An 18486-nucleotide genomic window follows, 5' to 3' on the forward strand; every position below is an offset into this window, starting at 1 on the left:
ATGTTCCGTCGTTTATTGCTGCTCGCCGCCACCGCGCTGTCCACCAGCGCGGTGGCCGCCCCCGTGGATGATACGGTCGCCAAGGCCATCGCCACGATGACGCTGGAAGAAAAGGCCGCCCAGCTGCAAAGCACGGCCCCCGCCAATCGCAAGGTGGGTATCCCCGCCTTCGATTGGTGGAACGAGGGGCTGCATGGTCTGGCCCGCAACGGCTATGCCACCGTGTTCCCTCAGGCGGTCGGTCTGGCCGCCACCTGGGATGCGGAACTGTTGGGCAAGGTGGGCGATGTCGTCGCCACTGAAGCGCGGGCCAAGTTCAATACCAAGCCCGCCGATGCCGACCGCCGTATCTTTGAAGGGCTGACCATCTGGTCGCCCAATATCAACATTTTCCGTGACCCGCGCTGGGGTCGGGGGCAGGAAACCTACGGCGAAGACCCGCATCTGACGGGCACGCTGGGGGTGGCTTTCGTGAAGGGGCTGCAGGGTCCAGACCCGAGCCAGCCCAAGGTGATCGCCACGCCCAAACATCTGGCCGTGCATAGCGGACCGGAGGCCGGGCGCGACAGTTTCAGCGTGGATGTCAGCCCGCAGGATCTGGAATCCACTTACCTGCCGGCCTTCCGCAAGACCATTACGGAGGGCCAAGCCCAGTCGGTGATGTGTGCTTATAATTCCATCCATGGCGTGCCGGTCTGTGCCCTGCCGTCGCTGATGGTTGATCGGGTGCGCAAGGATTGGGGCTTCAAGGGCTTCACCGTGTCCGACTGTGACGCGGTGGCCAATGTCCATATGTTCCACCATTACCGCCTGGATGCGGCCGGTGCCGCCGCCGCCAGCCTGAAGGGCGGTACGGACCTGAATTGCGGCAATACCTATGCGGCCCTGCCGGAAGCGGTGAAGCGCGGTCTGGTCACGGAAGCGGAGATTGACACGTCGCTCGCCCGTGCGCTGGAAGGCCGCCGCGTGCTGGGCACGGCCTTTGGCGCCAGCAGCAAATGGGCCAGCATCAAGCCCGATCAGGTGAACACGCCCGAACACCGCGCCCTGGCGCTGGAAGCGGCGCGCAAGGCCATTGTGCTGCTGAAGAATGATAATGCCATCCTGCCGCTGAAGCAGGGCACGCGCCTTGCCGTGATCGGCCCGAATGCCGACGATCTGGGCGTGCTGGAAGGCAATTATAAGGGTGCGGCCCTGAACCCGGTGACGCCGCTGGATGGCCTGCGCCGTCAGTTCGGGCCGCAGAACGTCACCTATGCCCAGGGTTCCGTGCTGGTGGATGGTGCTGCCGTCACCATGCCGGAAACCGCCTTCATGGCGGATGGCAAGCCGGGCCTGAAGGCGGAATATTTCGCCACCTCCACCGTCACCGGCACCCCGGTGGCGACGCGGCAGGACCGGCGGGTTGATTTCAACTTCGCCCGCACCGCCCCCCTGCCGCAATTGGACCCCAAGTCGTTTGCGGCCCGCTGGACCGGCCAGTTCGTGCCGCCGGGCGCTGGCCGTTACGTGCTGGCCATCGACATCCCCGCCTGCTGGAAGGACTGCACCCGCCATGACGAGGTGCGGTTGTGGATCGATGGCAAGCCGGTGCATCAGGGCCTATTGGGCAAGCAGCGGGTGGAAATCCCCTATAACAGCGATGGCAAGCCAGTGGATTTCCGGCTGGAGCTGGACCATTACGGGGAGGATGAGGGCATCCGCATGATGTGGCAGGCCCCCGATCAGCCTTTGTTGCAGCAGGCCTTGGCGGCGGCGGCCAATGCCGATGTCATCGTCGCCATGGTCGGCCTGACCCCTGACCTGGAGGGTGAAGCCCTGCAGGTGACGGTGCCCGGCTTTGTCGGTGGCGACCGCACGGAAATCGAACTGCCGCTGATCCAACGCCGGCTGTTGCAGGCCCTGCGCGATACCGGCAAGCCGGTTGTGGTGGTGCTGGCCAGCGGCAGCGCCGTCACCATCGACCCGGCCATGGCCGATGCCATGCTGACGGCATGGTATCCGGGTGTGGAAGGTGGTACGGCGGTTGCCGAAACGCTGGCGGGCCTGAACAACCCGTCCGGCCGTCTGCCGGTGACGATCTATCAGAAGACCAGCGACCTGCCGGCCTTTGTCGATTATGGCATGAAGGAGCGCACCTATCGCTTCTTTACGGGTACGCCGCTTTATGGCTTCGGGCATGGCCTGTCCTATACCAGCTATGCCTATGACCAGATCAAGGCCAAGCCGGGCAGCATCAAGGCCCCGGTCGATGTCAGCGTCCGCGTGAGCAATACCGGAAAACTGGCGGGGGAAGAGGTGGTGCAGGCCTATCTGGTGCCGCCCGCATCCAAGGACCGCAAGACCCTGACCACCCCGGTGTTGCAGCGCCAGCTTGTGGGTTTCACCCGCGCCCCATTGAAGCCGGGCAAGGCCACGGATGTGCGCTTCACCATTGATCCGCGTAGCCTGTCTACGGTTTCTCGTGATGGCACCCGCACGGTGCAGCCGGGTACGTACAAGCTGTGGATTGGTGGTGGCCAACCGGGCACCGCGCCCGGTGTCTGGACTGAATTCACCCTGCAGGGCGAAGCCTGGGAGCTGCCGAAATGATCGACCGTCGCACGTTCATTACCACGGGCATTGCCGCTGGCGCCGCGCTGACGGCTGCACCCGCCTTTGCCCGCACCGAAAGCGGTTTCACCAGCCACCGCCCCGCCAAGGCTGACCGCCATTTCACCAGCGAGGCGGTGGAGGCGGAGATCAAGCGTGTCTCTGCCAAGATCGCGGATCCCAAGCTGCGCTGGATGTTCGCCAACTGCTATCCCAACACCCTGGATACCACGGTGAAAATGGGCATGGTGGATGGCAAGCTGGACAGCTTTGTGATCACCGGCGATATCCCCTGTCTCTGGCTGCGTGATTCGGCCGCCCAGGTGAAGCCGTACCTGCATCTGGTGCGGCAGGATAAGGAGTTGCAGCGCCTGTTCCAGGGGCTGATCGGGCGGCAGGCCCGATCCGTGCTGATCGATCCCTATGCCAATGCCTTCATGGAAGACCCGTCTGCCCCGACCAACCTGAAATGGTCGTTGCAGGACCAGACGGAAATGAAGCCCGGCGTGGCCGAACGGAAGTGGGAGATCGACAGCCTCTGTTACTTCCTGCGCCTCTCTTACGAATATTGGAAGGAAATGGGGGACAAGAGCCCCTATGACGCGACCTGGGTGGAAGCCGCCAAGGCCGTTATCCGCACCTTCCGCGAACAGCAGCGCAAGGACGGGAAGGGGCCTTACCGCTTCCTGCGGGCCAGCAACCGCCCCACCGAAACCCTGATGCTGGATGGTTATGGTGCGCCGTCGCGGCCGGTGGGGATGATCCATTGCGGCTTCCGTCCATCGGACGATTCTTGCGTTTATCCTTTCTTCATCCCGGCCAATTTCTTCGCCGTCACCACGCTGCGCGAACTGGCGGTGATCGCCAGCGAGGCTTTGGGCGATGCCAACTTGGCCAATGATGCCAAAGCCCTGGCGGATGAGGTGGAGATCGCCATCCGCCAATATGGCAAGACCCGCCTGCTGGATGGCAGCGAGGTCTGGGCCTATGAGGTGGACGGGTTCGGCAACGCCCTTTTCATGGATGATGCCAACACGCCGTCGCTGTCGTCGCTGGCCTATCTTGGCTGTGTTGATTTTGCCGATCCGTTGTGGCGCCGCACCCGTGATGCCTGCTGGAGCGAGAACAATCCCTATTTCTCCAAGGGTAAGGCGGTGGAAGGCATCGGTGGCCCGCATGTCGGCTTAGGCCAGGTCTGGCCCATGTCGCTGACCATGCGGGCGCTGTCGTCCAACGATGATGCCACCATCCGCACCTGCCTGAAGATGCTGCGCGACAGTGACGCCGATACTGGCTTCATGCATGAAGCGGTGGATCATGATGATCCGTCGAAATTCACCCGCGACTGGTTCGCCTGGGCCAATGGGCTGTTCGGGGAAATGATTGTGCATCTGGCCGATACCCGCCCGCAAATCCTGAAAGAGGTGCTGTGATGGGGATCAGCCGTCGCCAACTTCTGATTTCCAGCGCGCTTGGTGGGGCCATGCTGAGTATGGGCCTGCCGCGCGGGCGGGCCTGGGCTGCCACGCCGGCCACCGCCCCCAACCTGTTCATCGGCACCGGCGGGGATGGGCACACCTATCCCGGCCCCAGCCTGCCGTTCGGCATGGTGCAACTGGGGCCGGATACGGATGTGGAGCGCTGGGATACCTGTTCCGGCTATCACCGCACCGATACGTCCATCCTGGGCTTCTCCCACACCCATCTGTCGGGCACCGGCATCGGCGACATGCTGGATGTGCTGGTGGTGCCGACGGCGGGCGACAAGGTGCAACTGACCCCCGGCACCATGGCCGACCCGGATGCAGGATATCGCCAGCGTTTCAAGGATGAGGTGGCGGAACCGGGTTACTATGCCGTGACGCTGGAAAGCGGCGTGCGCGCCGAACTGACCGTGACGGCGCGCACCGGCTATCACCGCTACCAGTTCCCACAAGGGCCCGGTCATCTGCTGATCGACCTGTCGCATCTGGTGCTGGACAAGTCCGACCAGCCGCCGCTCATCCAGGATGCGGGCATGGAACTGGCCGCCGACGGCACATTGACCGGCCATCGCACGGTGAACCGCTGGGCCAAGGGGCGGCGCATCTATTTCGCCATGCAGTTTTCCCGGTCGCCCGATCGGGTCAGCTTCTATGCCGATGATGATGCGGCCCAGCCCGCCGGTGCTGCCAAGGTGGAAGGCCGCCGGCTGAAGGCGCTGGTCCAATTCAAGGAGGCGGGCGGGGAGCCGATCCTGGTCCGCTGCGGCATTTCCGGGGTGGATCGGGAAGGCGCGCTGGGCAACCTGAAGGCGGAGGCCACGCATTGGGATTTCGATGCCGTGCGCCGGGCGGCATCGGGCGTTTGGGCTGAGACGCTGGGCACCATCCAGGTGGAAGGCGGCAGCGAAGACCAGCGCACCATCATGACCACCGCGCTTTACCATGCGCAACTGGCCCCCACGCTGTTCTCTGACGCCGATGGGCGCTATCTGGGCATGGATGGTAAGGTACATACGGTGCCGGCCGGCGGGGCGGCGCACAGCACATGGTCGCTGTGGGATACCTATCGCGCCGTGCATCCGCTGTTCACCCTGGTGGCCCCGGATAAGACCAAACAACTGGTCGATGATCTGATCCGCCAGACGGCGCAATCGCCGTTCGGTCCGCTGGTCTGGCCGCTGCAGGGCAAGGAAACCGGCACCATGATTGGCTGGCACGGCGTGGTGCCGCTGGCCGAGGCGCAGGCCAAGGGGATTGCGGCGGATTACGCTGCCGCCTGGCCAGCCATCCGCCGCCGCAGCTTTGATTTCAAGGCACCGGACAAGGATAACAGCCGGGGCCGCGACCTTTATGACAAGCTGGGCTATGTGCCGGCCGACAAGGTGTTTGAGAGCGTCAGCCGCACCCAGGAATATGCCTATGATGATTGGGCCAGTTCCAGGCTTGCCCGTTCCATCGGGGAGACGGTGGATGCCCAGCGGTTGCTGCGGCGGTCGGGCAATTGGGTCAATGTGATTGATCAGCGCGTCGGCTTCGCCCGTCCGCGCTTTGCCGATGGTTCCTGGTGGGAACCCTATGATCCCATCCAGTTGGGCCATATGCCCAAGCCCTGGTGGCGGGATTATACGGAGGCCAATGGCTGGCAGGCCACCTTCCTGAACCAGCATGACATTTACGGCATGATCAAGCATATGGGCGGCGATCAGGCCTATGAGGCCAAGCTGGACGCGCTGTTCAATGCGCCGTCCACTCTGCCGCATAATGCGCCGCCGGATATTGCCGGGCTGGTTGGCCAATATGCCCATGGCAACGAGCCGGACCAGCACGCACCCTATCTCTATGCCTATGTCGGCACCCCCTGGAAGACCCAGGCCATGGTGCGGCGTCTGTGCGTGGAAATGTACCACAACGCGCCCAAGGGCATTATCGGCAATGATGATTGCGGCCAGATGAGCGCCTGGTTCGTCTTCTCTGCCCTTGGTTTCTATCCGGTTGATCCGGTGGAGGCTGTCTATGTCTTTGGCTCGCCCTTGTTCGAACGTGCCACGGTGAAGGTGGGCCATGGCCGCACGCTGGTGGTGGAAGCCCCCGGCAACAGCGCCGATACGCCCTATATCAGCGCCGTGGAATGGAACGGCCAGCCCTGGAGCAAAAGCTGGATCGCGCATAAGGATCTGGTGCAGGGCGGTACGCTGCGTTTCACCATGTCCAAGGAACCCAACCGTACCTTCGGCGCCAAAATCGCCGACCGTCCGCCCTCCTTTGGGCGCAGTGCCAGCCAGAGCTGAGGCCATGGGCATGGGCTTCGGCCCGTGCCACGTGGCGCGTAAGCCAAGGGCGCGCAAGCGCCCGCCCGGCGATTGAGGGAACATGAAGCGGCATTGGATCGGCCACGATCAAATGCCGCTGGTAAGAGAAGGAAGCCCCAAGATGACCGCCTTTTCCCGGCGTACTTTGCTTGCCACCAGCCTGGCCGCCAGCACGCTTCCGGCCATGTCGGCGCTGGCCGCCACGCGCGCCAATGCGCCCAAGCCCTATGGGGCCACGCCCAGCGCCCGGCAATGGCGCTGGCACGGCATCGGCAGCTATGCCTTCATCCATTTCTCCATCAATACCTTCACCGATAAGGAATGGGGGTATGGGGATGAGGATGTGAAGCTGTTCAACCCCACCGATTTTGATGCTGACCAGATCGTCGGTGCGGCCAAGGCGGGCGGGTTGCGCGGTATTCTGCTGACCGCCAAGCATCATGATGGTTTCTGCCTCTGGCCGACCAAGCTGACCGAACATTGCATCCGCAACAGCCCCTACAAGAACGGCCAGGGCGATATCGTCCGCGAATTTGCCGATGCCTGTAAGCGGGCAGGGATGTTCTTCGGCATCTACCTGTCCCCCTGGGATCGTAACCATGCCGACTATGGCCGCCCGGCCTATGTGGAATATTTCCGCGCCACACTGACCGAGCTTTGCACCCAGTATGGCGACCTGTTCGAGGTCTGGTTCGACGGGGCCAATGGCGGCGACGGCTATTACGGCGGCGCGCGGGAAGCCCGCAAGATCGACGCGCCGAAATATTACAATTGGCCTGACATTGTGGCCCTGGTGCACAAGCTGCAGCCCAACGCCTGCACCTTCGACCCGCTGGGCGCCGATATCCGCTGGGTTGGGAACGAAGACGGCGTAGCCGGCGACCCGTGCTGGCCGACCATGCCCAACAAGCCCTATGATCAGGTGGAGGGCAATTCCGGCGTGCGCGGTGGTGAACTCTGGTGGCCGACGGAAACCAATGTTTCCATCCGGCCCGGCTGGTTCTACCATGCGGATGAGGATTCCAAGGTCAAGAGCCCGGAACGGCTGGTGAAGCTGTTTGACGAAAGCATCGCCCGCGGCACCAACCTGAACCTGAACCTGCCGCCGGATCGGCGCGGCCGCATCCCCGATCAGGATGTGAAGATCCTGAAATCCTTCGGCGATGCCATGCGCGCCACCTTTGCCCAGGATCTGGCGCAGGGGGCGGTGGCCTATGCCAGCCACAGTCGGGGACCGGGGTTTGAGCCCTCGCTGGTGTTGGATGGCGACCGGGAAACCTATTGGTCCACGCCTGACGACGTGACCAAGCCGGCTTTGACGCTGGAACTGAAGCCCGGCACCACGTTCGACCTGATCCGCATTGCCGAATATCTGCCGCTGGGCGTGCGCGTCACCCGCTTTGCGCTGGATGCGGAGATTGATGGCAAGTGGCAGGTGCTGGCGGAGCATGAATGCATCTCCCAACAGCGTGTTGTTCGCCTGCCCGCACCGATCACGCCGACCAAGGTGCGGCTGCGCATTGTCGAGGCACCGGTGTGCCCGGCCATTACCGAATTCGCCCTGTTCCGTGCCGTCGCCCCGGTGTCGGTGCCGCCCATCGTTTCCACCGATCCGACCGTACTGGACGTGACCACGTGGAAGGTGGTGGAGGCAACGGCCCCGAAGGCGGAAAAGCTGCTGGATAATGATGCCCAGACCATCTGGATCATGGATGCACCGCAGCCGGGCAAGCCCGCCAGCGTCACCGTTGATCTGGGGGCGGAGACCAATCTGGCCGGCTTCAGCCTGACACCCTCGCGTCAGGTGATGACCGGTGCCGCCCCGCCCAAGGGCTATGTCGCCGAAACCAGCCTGGACGGCAAGTCCTGGCAAGCCGGCGGCAAGGGTGAGTTCTCCAACATCGCCTATGCCCTGGCCACCCAGCGCATTCCGTTCGATGCACCGCGCAAGGCCCGCTTCCTGCGGCTCAGCTTCGCGGAAACGGCGGTGGCGATGCCGCGCATGGCCATCGCCGGCATCGGTGGGTTTACGCCGCGCTCCTAAGGCGGCTTGATCGTGAAGGCGCGGGGGGAGACTTCCGCGCCTTTTTCTTATGCTTTTTCCGGACGTTGCTTCCCATGCGTCTTCTGCTCCTGATCGCCCTGCTCTGTCTTTCCCCGCTGCTGCCGGCGCAGGCCCAAAGCCTGGACCTGACCCACGCCACCTTGATTGCGGCTCCCGCCAGCGGTCCGGAACAGGCGGCGGTGACCTTGCTGGTGGAAGAGGTGGCCAAACGCACGGGCATTATCTGGGAACAGACGGCCGCAGGGGCGGGGCCGCTGGTGGTGGTGGGGCAGGCGGCGCAGATGGCCACGTTGCTGCCCACCGATCTGCGTCGTGCCTGGAAGGCCCCGGCGGGGTGGGGCCGTGAGGGCTATGCGCTGCGCACCTTCACCTATCAGGGCCGCCCCTTGATCGCCATCGCCGGGCATGATGCGCGCGGCGTGCTCTATGGTATCGGCCATCTGCTGCGGTCGCTGGCGATGGAGAAGGGGCGGGCGGTTCTGGCGGCCCCCTTGAATGTCACGGCAACACCGGAAAAGACGCTGCGCAGCCACCAGATTGGCTATCGCTTCAAGAACAACACCTATGATGCCTGGACCCTGGCGCAGTTCGAACAGGAAATCCGCGATCTGGCGGTCTTTGGCAGCAACGCCATCCAGGTGATTGCCCCGATTTCCGATGATGAGAAGGCAAGCCCGCTTTTCCCCGCTCCGGCGGATGAAACCATCATCGGTATTGCCGGCATCCTGGCGAAATATGGGCTGGATTTCGATCTTTATTACCCGGTCATCCGCGCTGATTATGGCGATCCGGCGCAGGTGGCGGCGGAGTTGGCGGATTTCGAGGCGCTGATCCAGCGCTTCCCCGCCATCCATGCGCTCTATGTGCCCGGTGGCGATCCGGGCCATACCCCGCCGGACCACCTGTTCCCGCTGCTGGAAAAGCTGGCGGCGCGCCTGCACCGCCATCATCCGAACGCCGAACTGTGGGTATCAACCCAGGGGTTCGATCAGGCCGGCTATGAGGCGTTTTACCGTCAGTTGGACCGCCAGCCGCCCTGGCTGACGGGCATCTTCATCGGCCCGCAATCACGTGACCCGATGGCGGTGCAGCGGGCGCGTATCCCCGCACGCTATCCGATCCAGGCCTATCCCGATATCGGACATACATTGCACGCGCAGTTCCCTGTGGCGAATTGGGATCCGGCCTTCGCCCTGTTGGAAGGGCGGGAGCCGATCAGCCCAAGGCCGGCGGATATGGGTGTGATCTATCGCCATTTTCAGCCGCTGTTCACCGGCTTCGTCACCTATTCCGAAGGGGTGACGGATGATGTGAACAAGATGCTGTGGTCGCAATGGGGCTGGTCAGCCACCCGTGATCCGGTGGAGATTCTGCGGGATTACGCCCGCTATTTCCTTGGCCCCGCCATCGGTCAGCAACAGGCGGACCGTGCCGCCGCCCTGATCCAGGATCTGGAGCGCAACTGGCGCGGGCCGATCCGACAGAATGCCGGTATCGGTGCCACGCTTCAGGGTTTTCAGGCCCTGGACCATGGGGTGGCACCGGGTAACTGGCGCTGGGAAAGCCTGCTCTACCGCGCCCATTATGATGCCTATGCAAGGCGGCGGTCTGTGGCTGAAACGGAGCGGGAGGTGCTGGCCATGGATGCCCTGCGCCGAGCCGCCCGCCTGGGTGCTGCCACCGCCATGGCAGATGCCCGCACCGCCCTGGCCGCGGCGGATGATGCGGAGACCGGCCGTCTTCGCAACCAGTTGATGGAACTGGCCGGACGGCTTTACCGGCATGTTGGCCTGCAGCTCAGCGTTCGGCTCTATGGGGCGTCCAACTGGGAACGTGGGGCCAACCTGGATCGTATCGATACGGCACTCAATAACCGATCCTGGCTGGAAAAGCAGTTCGGGATGATTGCTGCCCTGCCGGATGAGGGAGCAAGGTTGCAGCAACTCGCCACCATCATCGATTGGGAACAGCCGGTCCCCGGCGCGCTCTATGATGATCTGGGCGATCCAGCCCGCTCCCCCCATCTGGTGCGCGGGCCTGGGCAGGCGCTTGATCCACAATTCTTCCAGACGGCTATCCACTCCATCGCCGATGTCACGCCGGGGCCTGATTGGCGCCTGTCCTGGGTGACCTATGGGGAGACGCTGTATGACAGCCCGCTGACCCTGCACTATCGTGATCTTGATCCTGGGAAAAGTTATCGGCTGCGGGTGACCTATGCCGGGGAGGATTACCATCTTCCTATCCGCCTGGTCGCCAATAATGAAATAGAAATACAGCGGGATTTTTCACGCCCAAAGAATCCAAGCGTCTGGGAAGGCACTATTCCCCCGGAAGCTATTCATACAGGACAGCTCACCTTACAATGGTTCCGACCCGCCGGCATGGGGGGAAGCGGGCGGGGAAAGCAGGTTGCTGAAGTATGGTTGCTGCCAATGGTGACCGTGGAGAAAAATTAATCAATTTACCGTTCTCATCTGCGCCAGACGGGGCTGTTGGTGGCTGTTATAGCCTTCGGGATAGTGCTTCTAACTTTATGAATTCTCCTCTGCGTTTATCCTCTCAGGAAACGTTCGTTGAGGGGGATCAGGTGTTCAAGCGATTTCCGTTGGTGACCAAGCTGCTGTTGGCCATATCCGCCGTCCTGGTTCTGGGGCTGGGCGTTGCCATTTTTGCCATTACGGAGAGCAGCGGCGAACATACCGACAGGCTGGCATTGGAGGTTGGCGAGAAAGTTGGCCGTTATAATGCTGCGCAGGTGGAGCGACAGCTGAACGACGCTATGGATATCAGCCGCTTCGTGGCCAGCTCCATGGTCAGCCTGAAGAATAACGGCATGGGCCGTAAAGAGATCAACGCCTGGCTGAAGGATTTGCTGGAAACCAACCCGAATGTACTGGCCGTCTGGGTAGGGATGGAGCCCAACGCCTTTGGCGGCAAGGATGCCGATGCCGCCAACACGCCCGGCAGCGATGCAGCGGGCCGCTATGTCCCCTATTGGAACCGGGGCACGGGCAAGCCGGTACTGGAAACCCTGGTCGGCTATGACGATCCGGGACCGGACGGGGTTTATTACCAGATGGCCAAGCGCAGCCTGAAGGAAGTGGTGGTCGAACCCTATCTTTATACGGTTGCCGGCAAATCCGTTCTGATGATGTCGCTGGTTGTGCCGATTATCGAAAATGGAAAATTCATCGGCAATGCCGGCGTTGATGTGGCGACCGACAGTATTTGGGAAGGCTTGAAGGGGGTGAAACCCTTCACCACCGGGTCGGTCTATCTGATTTCAAACACCGGGCTGTGGGTTGGTTATGCCAACAAGGATCATTTGGGCAAGCCCATTGGGGACACCAACGAGCGACTGAAAAATGCCCTCGCCCCCATTCGTGAAGGGAAGGATTACAAGCAGTTTTCTACCTCGAAAAGCTTGAATACCGAGGTGCAGCAGCTTTTTATCCCGGTAAATATTGGCAGCAGCGTCACCCCCTGGTCGGTTCTGGTCAATCTGCCCTTGAATCAGGTTGAAAAGCCGAAGGTGGAGTTGCGCAATATCATCCTGATGGGCGCCGGCCTTTTGACAGTGCTGTTGCTGCTGGCGCTTTGGGTTTCCACCCGCCAGATTATCGGCGCGCCGCTGCAGCGGATCATTGTCACCGTGCAGGCGCTGACCAGCGGCAATCATTCTGTCCATGTCGGTGACCAGGATCGCGCTGACGAAATCGGTGCGATCAACAAGGCACTGCAATTGTTCAAGGATAATGCTGGCCGTGTGGCGCAGATGGAAGAACAGCGCCGCCAGGATGAGGAACAGGCCGCCCGGCGCCAGAAGCAGGAGCTGAACCGGTTGGCGGATGATTTTGAAAGCAGTGTCGGCGGCGTGGTTGGTGCGGTGGCCGAGCAGTCAGACCGTATCCGCCATGATTCCGAAGCTTTGTCCGCCATCGCCAGCCAAACCACGGCCCAGGCGAACGCCGTGTCCAATGCCGCTGACATTGCCAGCGCCAATGTGCAGACGGTCGCAGCGGCGGCGGAGGAACTGGCCCGCTCCATTACCGAAATCAACCAGCGCTTGGCGGAATCCAGCCGCAAGGCCGGGGACGCCGTGACAGAGGTGGAGAAGACCAATGACACGGTCGCCGGGCTGGTTGATGCGGCACAGCGGATTGGCGATGTGGTGAACCTGATCCAGGAAATTGCCGCCCAGACCAATCTGCTGGCCCTGAACGCCACGATTGAGGCGGCGCGGGCAGGGGAAGCCGGCAAGGGCTTTGCCGTGGTGGCGTCGGAGGTGAAGAACCTTGCCGCCCAGACGGCGCGCGCCACGGAGGAAATTGCCGGACAGATCAGCCGGATGCAGGCGGTGAGCGGTAATGCCGTCACTGCCATCCAGTCCATCGGTCACACCATCGTCTCGATCAGCGAAACAGTGACCACCATCGCTGCGGCGGCGGAGGAACAGGGGGCGGCAACCCAGGAAATCAGCCGCAATGTGCAGGAAGCCGCAGCCGGCACCCAGGAAGTCACGGCGACGATTCAGGAGGTGACGCGGGCTGCCGGTGAAACCGGTGCCATGGCGGCCCATGCCAGGACGGCATCCGATAACCTGTCCCAGCAGGCAACCCAACTGCGTCAGGAAGTGCAGCGTTTCGTGGCCAGCATCCGGACCTGACCAGCCAACGCATTTCCTCTCCGCCCAAAAAAGACCCCTTCAGCCCGGCTGGGCTGAAGGGGTTTAATTTCGTGTGGAATATCCCGGCCCCACAGGGGGTGGAAGCCGGGAAGGGCAGGGATCAGAAGTTGATGGTCAGGCCCATGGCAATCTGACGGCCCAGCGAGTCATAGCGACCCGACAGGGTGTTGTTGCGGGACAGGCCATAGCTGTAGGAGTTCGGCAGGATCGGCGGGCGCTTGTCGAACAGGTTGTTCGCCGCCAGCCGGAACGTGTAATTCTCCTGCACGCGATAGGAGAAGGCCAGATCGAAGTAATTATAGGCCGGAATGCGGTAGAAGGTGGAACGTTCACCCGCCTGCGTCCAGCCCAGTTCCGGCTTGCCGGAATTGCTGACATTGTTCATGACGCCAACATAGCGCCAGTTCAGCGAAGCGGTGAAGTTGCCATCTTCCGAATTATAGGTACCGCGCAGACCATGCGTCCATTTCGGGATCAGCTGGCCGCACGGACCACCATAATAACCGGCGCAATTATACTTCGGCAGGATCGGCGAATCCTGGCCACCAGCCAGGGTGGTCAACGAACCGGCGAAGCTCCAGTCGATGAAGCCGGCTTCCTGCAGGTTCAGGTCTTCCAGGTCCAGACGATACTGGGCCTGGATGTCCCAGCCGTGCGACTTGCTCTTGTAATAGTTGGTGGTGCCACCACGGATGAAGCCGGTGGTGGGGTTGGTGCTGGCAGCGCTGTAGAGCGTGCCGTTGGCATTGCGCACGAACTTGGAGCAGAAGAATTCCTGACCGGTTTGCAGGCAGCCCTTCCAGAAATAATCGTCGTAGTTAAAGCCGATGCTGTCATTCAGGTCGATCATGAACCGATCAACCGACACCACCAGACCCTTGGCGAAGCGCGGCTTCAGCACCACACCGATGGTCTTGGTATAGGCGGTTTCCGGGTCGACCGTGAAGCCGCCCAGGCGAACGGTACAGGCATTGTCCGGGCAGGAAAGGTCACGGCTGCCATAGAGGCTGGGAGCCAGCCCGGTGGCGGCGCAGACGGCCTGCGATGCCTTGGGGCTGTCATAGACCGTGATCATCTTGGTCGGATCGTTGGGATCCTGCACCTGACGCGGCGTGCTGGCGCAGAAATCGTTCTCCAGCCCGCCCTGCGTCCGGTACTCGAAATTCTCGGCCTGGGCGATTTCCACCACGGTCGGCGCGCGCTGCGCCTTGTTGATGGAGGCGCGGAAGGTGATGTCCTCCACCGGGGCGTAAAGGCTCTCACCCTTCCAGGTGGAGAAGCTATCCGGGTTGCTGTTATACTTGGACAGGCGATAACCGCCGTTCAGCTGCAACAGCTCAACACCCGGCTTTTCCTGCACCAGCGGGGCCTGCACTTCCAGATTGCCTTCCCAGACATGCTGGTTCAACGTCCGGTCCGTGCCGCCATTTTCCGTGCGGTAGATTGAGTCAGCAAAGGTCTTCAACTGATCGTGGCGAAACTCGGCGCCAAAGGCAACGGCAAGACCTTCGTTTGCCCAGGGCGAGGTAACGCCATAGGCACCCAGGTCGCCCTGCACGTTGGCCAGGACATTGCCCAGGGTACCGATATTGCTGCTGGTGCCACTGGGGCGGGTCAGCAGGTAATCGAACAGGGCCGCGTCGTTATTGTTGGCGCGGAACGCATCGAACGGCACGCAGTCAGGATCGCTGCCATTGATCTTGGACACGCAGGTGGGCGTGCCATTGACATTGACCACATTCAGCGAGCGATTGATCTTGTCGAAGTCGGGCAGATTGCCGCCGGTGGAATCCTGCCGGTTGCGGGCATAAACGCCGCCGACATCATAGCTCCAGACGTCGGCGAACTTGCCGCGCACGCCGCCGGTGATGCGATGACCCTTGTTGACATAGACATCTTCAACATGGGGCAGGTCGTTGAAACGGTAGCGCACTTCCAGCGGCATGAAGCTGGCGGTCCCGGCAGAGGAACCGCACACCGACTGTGCCTGCGTGGCCGACATGAACGGGTTGTTGCAGTTCACCTGATAAGGCGTGCTGCCATAAACCGTGTAGCTGTAGACGCGCGCCGGATAGGGGTTCGACGTGCGATCATGGAACATCATTGCGTCGACATAAATCTCGGCGCTGTCGGTCAGATCAAACGTGGCGAAGCCGCCGGCATTCCACCGCTTATTCTCGCGCTGGAACGGATAACCATCATAGGGGTTGGTGGCAAAGCCGGGCGCTGTGCTGCTGGGCACGAAGGTGCGGCTGCCATTCGGGTTGTTCAGGAAAACGGACCCATTATTGCTGCCACCGCGCGGCGAAATATAACCTGCCGGCGAATAGGTGGAGGTGGTGCAGCCCAGCGGGCCGTCCTTGGTCGATTCCGTGATCTGGCAGGCGGAGGTTTCGCGGCTGCTGTACTTCACCAGGCTGGCTTCGCGGTAATCGACGAAGCCTGCAATATGCAGCCGGTCTTCAAACAGCCCCGTGCCGGCGGCGACGGAGATGTCGGCGCGGCCGCCATCCTTGTTGGTGCCGGTGGCCGGCGTGAAGCCATATTGATTGGCAACGTCCGACACCAGGGTCGGCTTGTTTTTGTGATAGTAGAAGTTATGGTTGGCGTTGACCTGAACGCCCTCAAACTTCTTCTTCATCACGAAATTGACGACGCCGGCAACGGCGTCGGAACCATAGACCGACGACGCGCCACCGGTCAGCACATCCACCCGCTCCAGCAGGGCGGTGGGGATCATGCCGGCATCCTGGCCATTCATGGTGCCCAGGCGCTTGCCATCCACCAGAACCAGGGTGCGTTCAAAACCGAGATTGCGCAGCTTGATGCGCTGGCGACCATCGGAATCCTGATAGCTGGCCTGGTTGTCAGGCGAGATCTGCGGCAGCCGGTTCAGCACTTCTTCGATATTGACGGCGGCCTGCGCCTGAATCTCCGCTGCTGTCACCGACTGGATCGGTGCGGCGGCCGTCGCATTCGGCCGCGCGATGCGCGTGCCGGTGACGACAATTTCTGTCAGTGAGAGTTCCGTGTCGGAACCCTTTTTGTCCGCCGCCTGCTGTGCCGAAGCGGTTACCGCTAACAGGCTCAAGGCGCAGGTCGACAGCAAAAGAAGACGGTTACGTCCCTTCATCATTTAAATCCCCCATTTGTAAGTCGTTTTTCAACGACTGAAAGCCTGCGTCTAGCTTCCCACTTCGCTACCCGGACGCGAGGCTGCCCGATATTGTTGATTGCTGTTCAGATGCGGCAGCATGGCCGCATTCGTATGTTTCCTTAGTGATTGTCCCCGTTTTGAGCACTTGCCGCCCGGTCACTTTTCTATGGCGGAAGGACAAAAGACAAATTCACGGAACCCGTCCCTCCACGGTTTCCGTTTCAGCGTCCACTGTCGATCTGCCTCTTGTTTCCCCCAAGAGCAAAGTAACCAAACTGCAATGTGCTGCAGGGAGGTTGCCATGCAGGCAATATCAATTCAATACCAAAATAGGATTTATGTTACCGTGAACACGTATGGCTGTTGGAGTGACTCGAATCTTGCGCGATCAAGCGCTTGCAGCCCGCCGCTACCCCCGAAGGGGGGCGGCGGCGGGCAGTGTCACAGGGTTGTTGCCGCCGCTCAGCGGCAACCGTCCGTCACCCCGGCGACAGCATTGTTCGTCACATGGATCGTGCGGTGATAGCATCCGCCGTCACTGTCTTTCACATCCAGTCGCACACGATTCGTTCCGGTCACCTGACGGGAACGGCGCGTTTGTGGATCGGTTTGGGCTGTCAGGTTCGGCGTCACCTGATAATCCATTGTCTGCCACCAGCGCGAGCCGGACGTATCGGTGATCACCCGCTCCGACCAAAGGCCCTGTTCCAGTTTCAGCTGTTGGGTTCGATTATTATCGTCACCGGAGACCTGCATGTCGATGGTCAAAGGGTAGCGGGCCTGGAAGCGTTCCATCCGCAAGCCATCCTTGTCGATGGTCTGGACCAGATTGTCGATCAGGGTGGATTGATCGACCCGCCAGATATTGGCCTTCTCCGCAGAAACATAATCCTGCCGGTTAAAGAAACGGGTGCTGCTGCGGACCCTGGTTTCGATGCGGCCCCTGGATGTTTCCACAAATCCGGCAATTTCATAGGCGCGGGCCTGGGTGGTGAGGCTGTTGCCGTTCAACTCGCCCTGTTCTGTTGGCTTGGCCCGGCTGAAATCGGCGGTTATCTCCGGGTCGGTCAGGCTGTTGCTGATCACGGCACCGGTAACACGCTTTGCCGCTTTATCCTGCCAGCCCATCAGCGTGCCGGTGACCAGGAAGTAACGGCGCAGACCCTGGATGGTCACCGCGATTTCATGCGGCTTGTCATCGGTCAGCAAGCCGACAAACGGCGTCAGATCCAGCCGCGTCGGCACGAAATTCAGGGTCTGGATGCCGGGGGCCGGGAACCACATATAGGGGTTGATACCACCGGTATAAATCCAGGGATAAAGCGGTGCGGTGCCGGCGCGTTGGCCGTCAATCCACAGTTCCGCTTCCCGCCAGGCGCCGCCGCCGCAATTTTCCTTGCCGTCGCCGGCCAGCCGGTCATCCACACAGGCGTACCAGAATTCATCCGCCCCCTGCGGTTCGGCCAGCAAATCCAGATAGAGCCGTTCCAGGTTGGCGGGGAAGCGCACCTGCGTGGTCAGGCGCGGTGTGTCACTGTCCAACCGTACCGGTGCATCGGAAATGGGGGTGACGAAGGGGGCCGTTTCGGCGGCCGGCACATCCTTGGTGGCGGGATAGAACAACATCCGTGCCCGGCCCGTGATATGGCCGGTATAGGTGTCATCCACATAATTGACCAGCCAGGCGGCCCCTTTGCGTTTGTCACGCAGGTACGCCTGATAATCGGTCACGTCACGCTCAACATGCCATTCGGGGGCAATGTCCTTGCGCGGCTCCATCGTGGTGCCGAAATACAGATTGACGCCGCCGACATTGATGATGGCGGTGCGATCATATTGGCGGCCGGCGGAAACCGCGTAATCTGCCTCGATCACCACCTTGGCCCAGGGGCCTTTGCAATTCTGCGGTGGCGCATAATCGAATCGGGCCGGATCTTCGCCGACAAATTCGCGGGTGTCGAACAGGGTGACGATGCAGGGCTGGCTGGCGGGGCGCGGAACGCGCAACTCCACCTCGGCGACCGTGTTGGTTCCCACGGGCGGAACGGGTGGCGCCGCATAATCCGCCGCATAGGCGGGCACGGCCAGACCGGCGCCCAGCAGGACGGCGGACCAGAATAGGCTTCTCATGGGGAAATATCCCTGACAGGTGTCTGGAAATGGCCGCGCAAGGAGGGAGGCGGGCAGGG

At 61.8% G+C, this 18486-nt stretch carries 8 protein-coding genes; 6 read left to right on the top strand and 2 right to left on the bottom strand.

The window, feature by feature from the left end; translation table 11 throughout:
- The 6 genes from CHB97_RS03730 (at window position 1) to CHB97_RS03755 (ending at window position 13119) form a co-directional block, all read left to right on the top strand.
- A complete protein-coding gene (locus CHB97_RS03730) occupies window positions 1-2592 on the top strand; it encodes a glycoside hydrolase family 3 C-terminal domain-containing protein (protein ID WP_089286557.1) in 2592 nt (863 codons plus the stop codon).
- A complete protein-coding gene (locus CHB97_RS03735; protein WP_089286558.1) occupies window positions 2589-4025 on the top strand; it encodes a glycoside hydrolase family 125 protein in 1437 nt (478 codons plus the stop codon). The genes CHB97_RS03730 and CHB97_RS03735 overlap by 4 nt, the downstream gene beginning before the upstream one ends.
- Window positions 4025-6364 (top strand): GH92 family glycosyl hydrolase, encoded by a 2340-nt coding sequence (locus tag CHB97_RS03740; protein WP_089286559.1) that lies wholly within the window; start codon window positions 4025-4027, stop codon window positions 6362-6364. The genes CHB97_RS03735 and CHB97_RS03740 overlap by 1 nt, the downstream gene beginning before the upstream one ends.
- A gap of 142 nt (window positions 6365-6506) precedes the next feature.
- Window positions 6507-8429, top strand: coding sequence for an alpha-L-fucosidase (locus CHB97_RS03745; RefSeq protein ID WP_089286560.1), 1923 nt, complete (start codon window positions 6507-6509; stop codon window positions 8427-8429).
- 74 nt (window positions 8430-8503) lie between these two features.
- A complete protein-coding gene (locus CHB97_RS03750; protein WP_143270691.1) occupies window positions 8504-10909 on the top strand; it encodes a hypothetical protein in 2406 nt (801 codons plus the stop codon).
- 131 nt (window positions 10910-11040) lie between these two features.
- On the top strand, window positions 11041-13119 hold the full coding sequence (locus tag CHB97_RS03755) for a methyl-accepting chemotaxis protein (RefSeq protein ID WP_089286561.1): 2079 nt from the start codon (window positions 11041-11043) through the stop codon (window positions 13117-13119).
- Between the two features lie 121 nt (window positions 13120-13240).
- On the opposite strand, the gene CHB97_RS03760 is transcribed toward CHB97_RS03755, so the two are convergent.
- Window positions 13241-16276 (bottom strand): TonB-dependent receptor domain-containing protein, encoded by a 3036-nt coding sequence (locus tag CHB97_RS03760; RefSeq protein WP_200819788.1) that lies wholly within the window; start codon window positions 16274-16276, stop codon window positions 13241-13243.
- 483 nt (window positions 16277-16759) lie between these two features.
- Window positions 16760-18427: a peptide-N4-asparagine amidase gene (locus CHB97_RS03765; protein ID WP_160105521.1), complete on the bottom strand. Its 1668-nt coding sequence runs from the start codon at window positions 18425-18427 to the stop codon at window positions 16760-16762.
- Between the last annotated feature and the right edge of the window lie 59 nt (window positions 18428-18486).

Source organism: Azospirillum sp. RU38E, from assembly GCF_900188385.1.
Taxonomy (GTDB): Bacteria; Pseudomonadota; Alphaproteobacteria; order Azospirillales; family Azospirillaceae; genus Niveispirillum.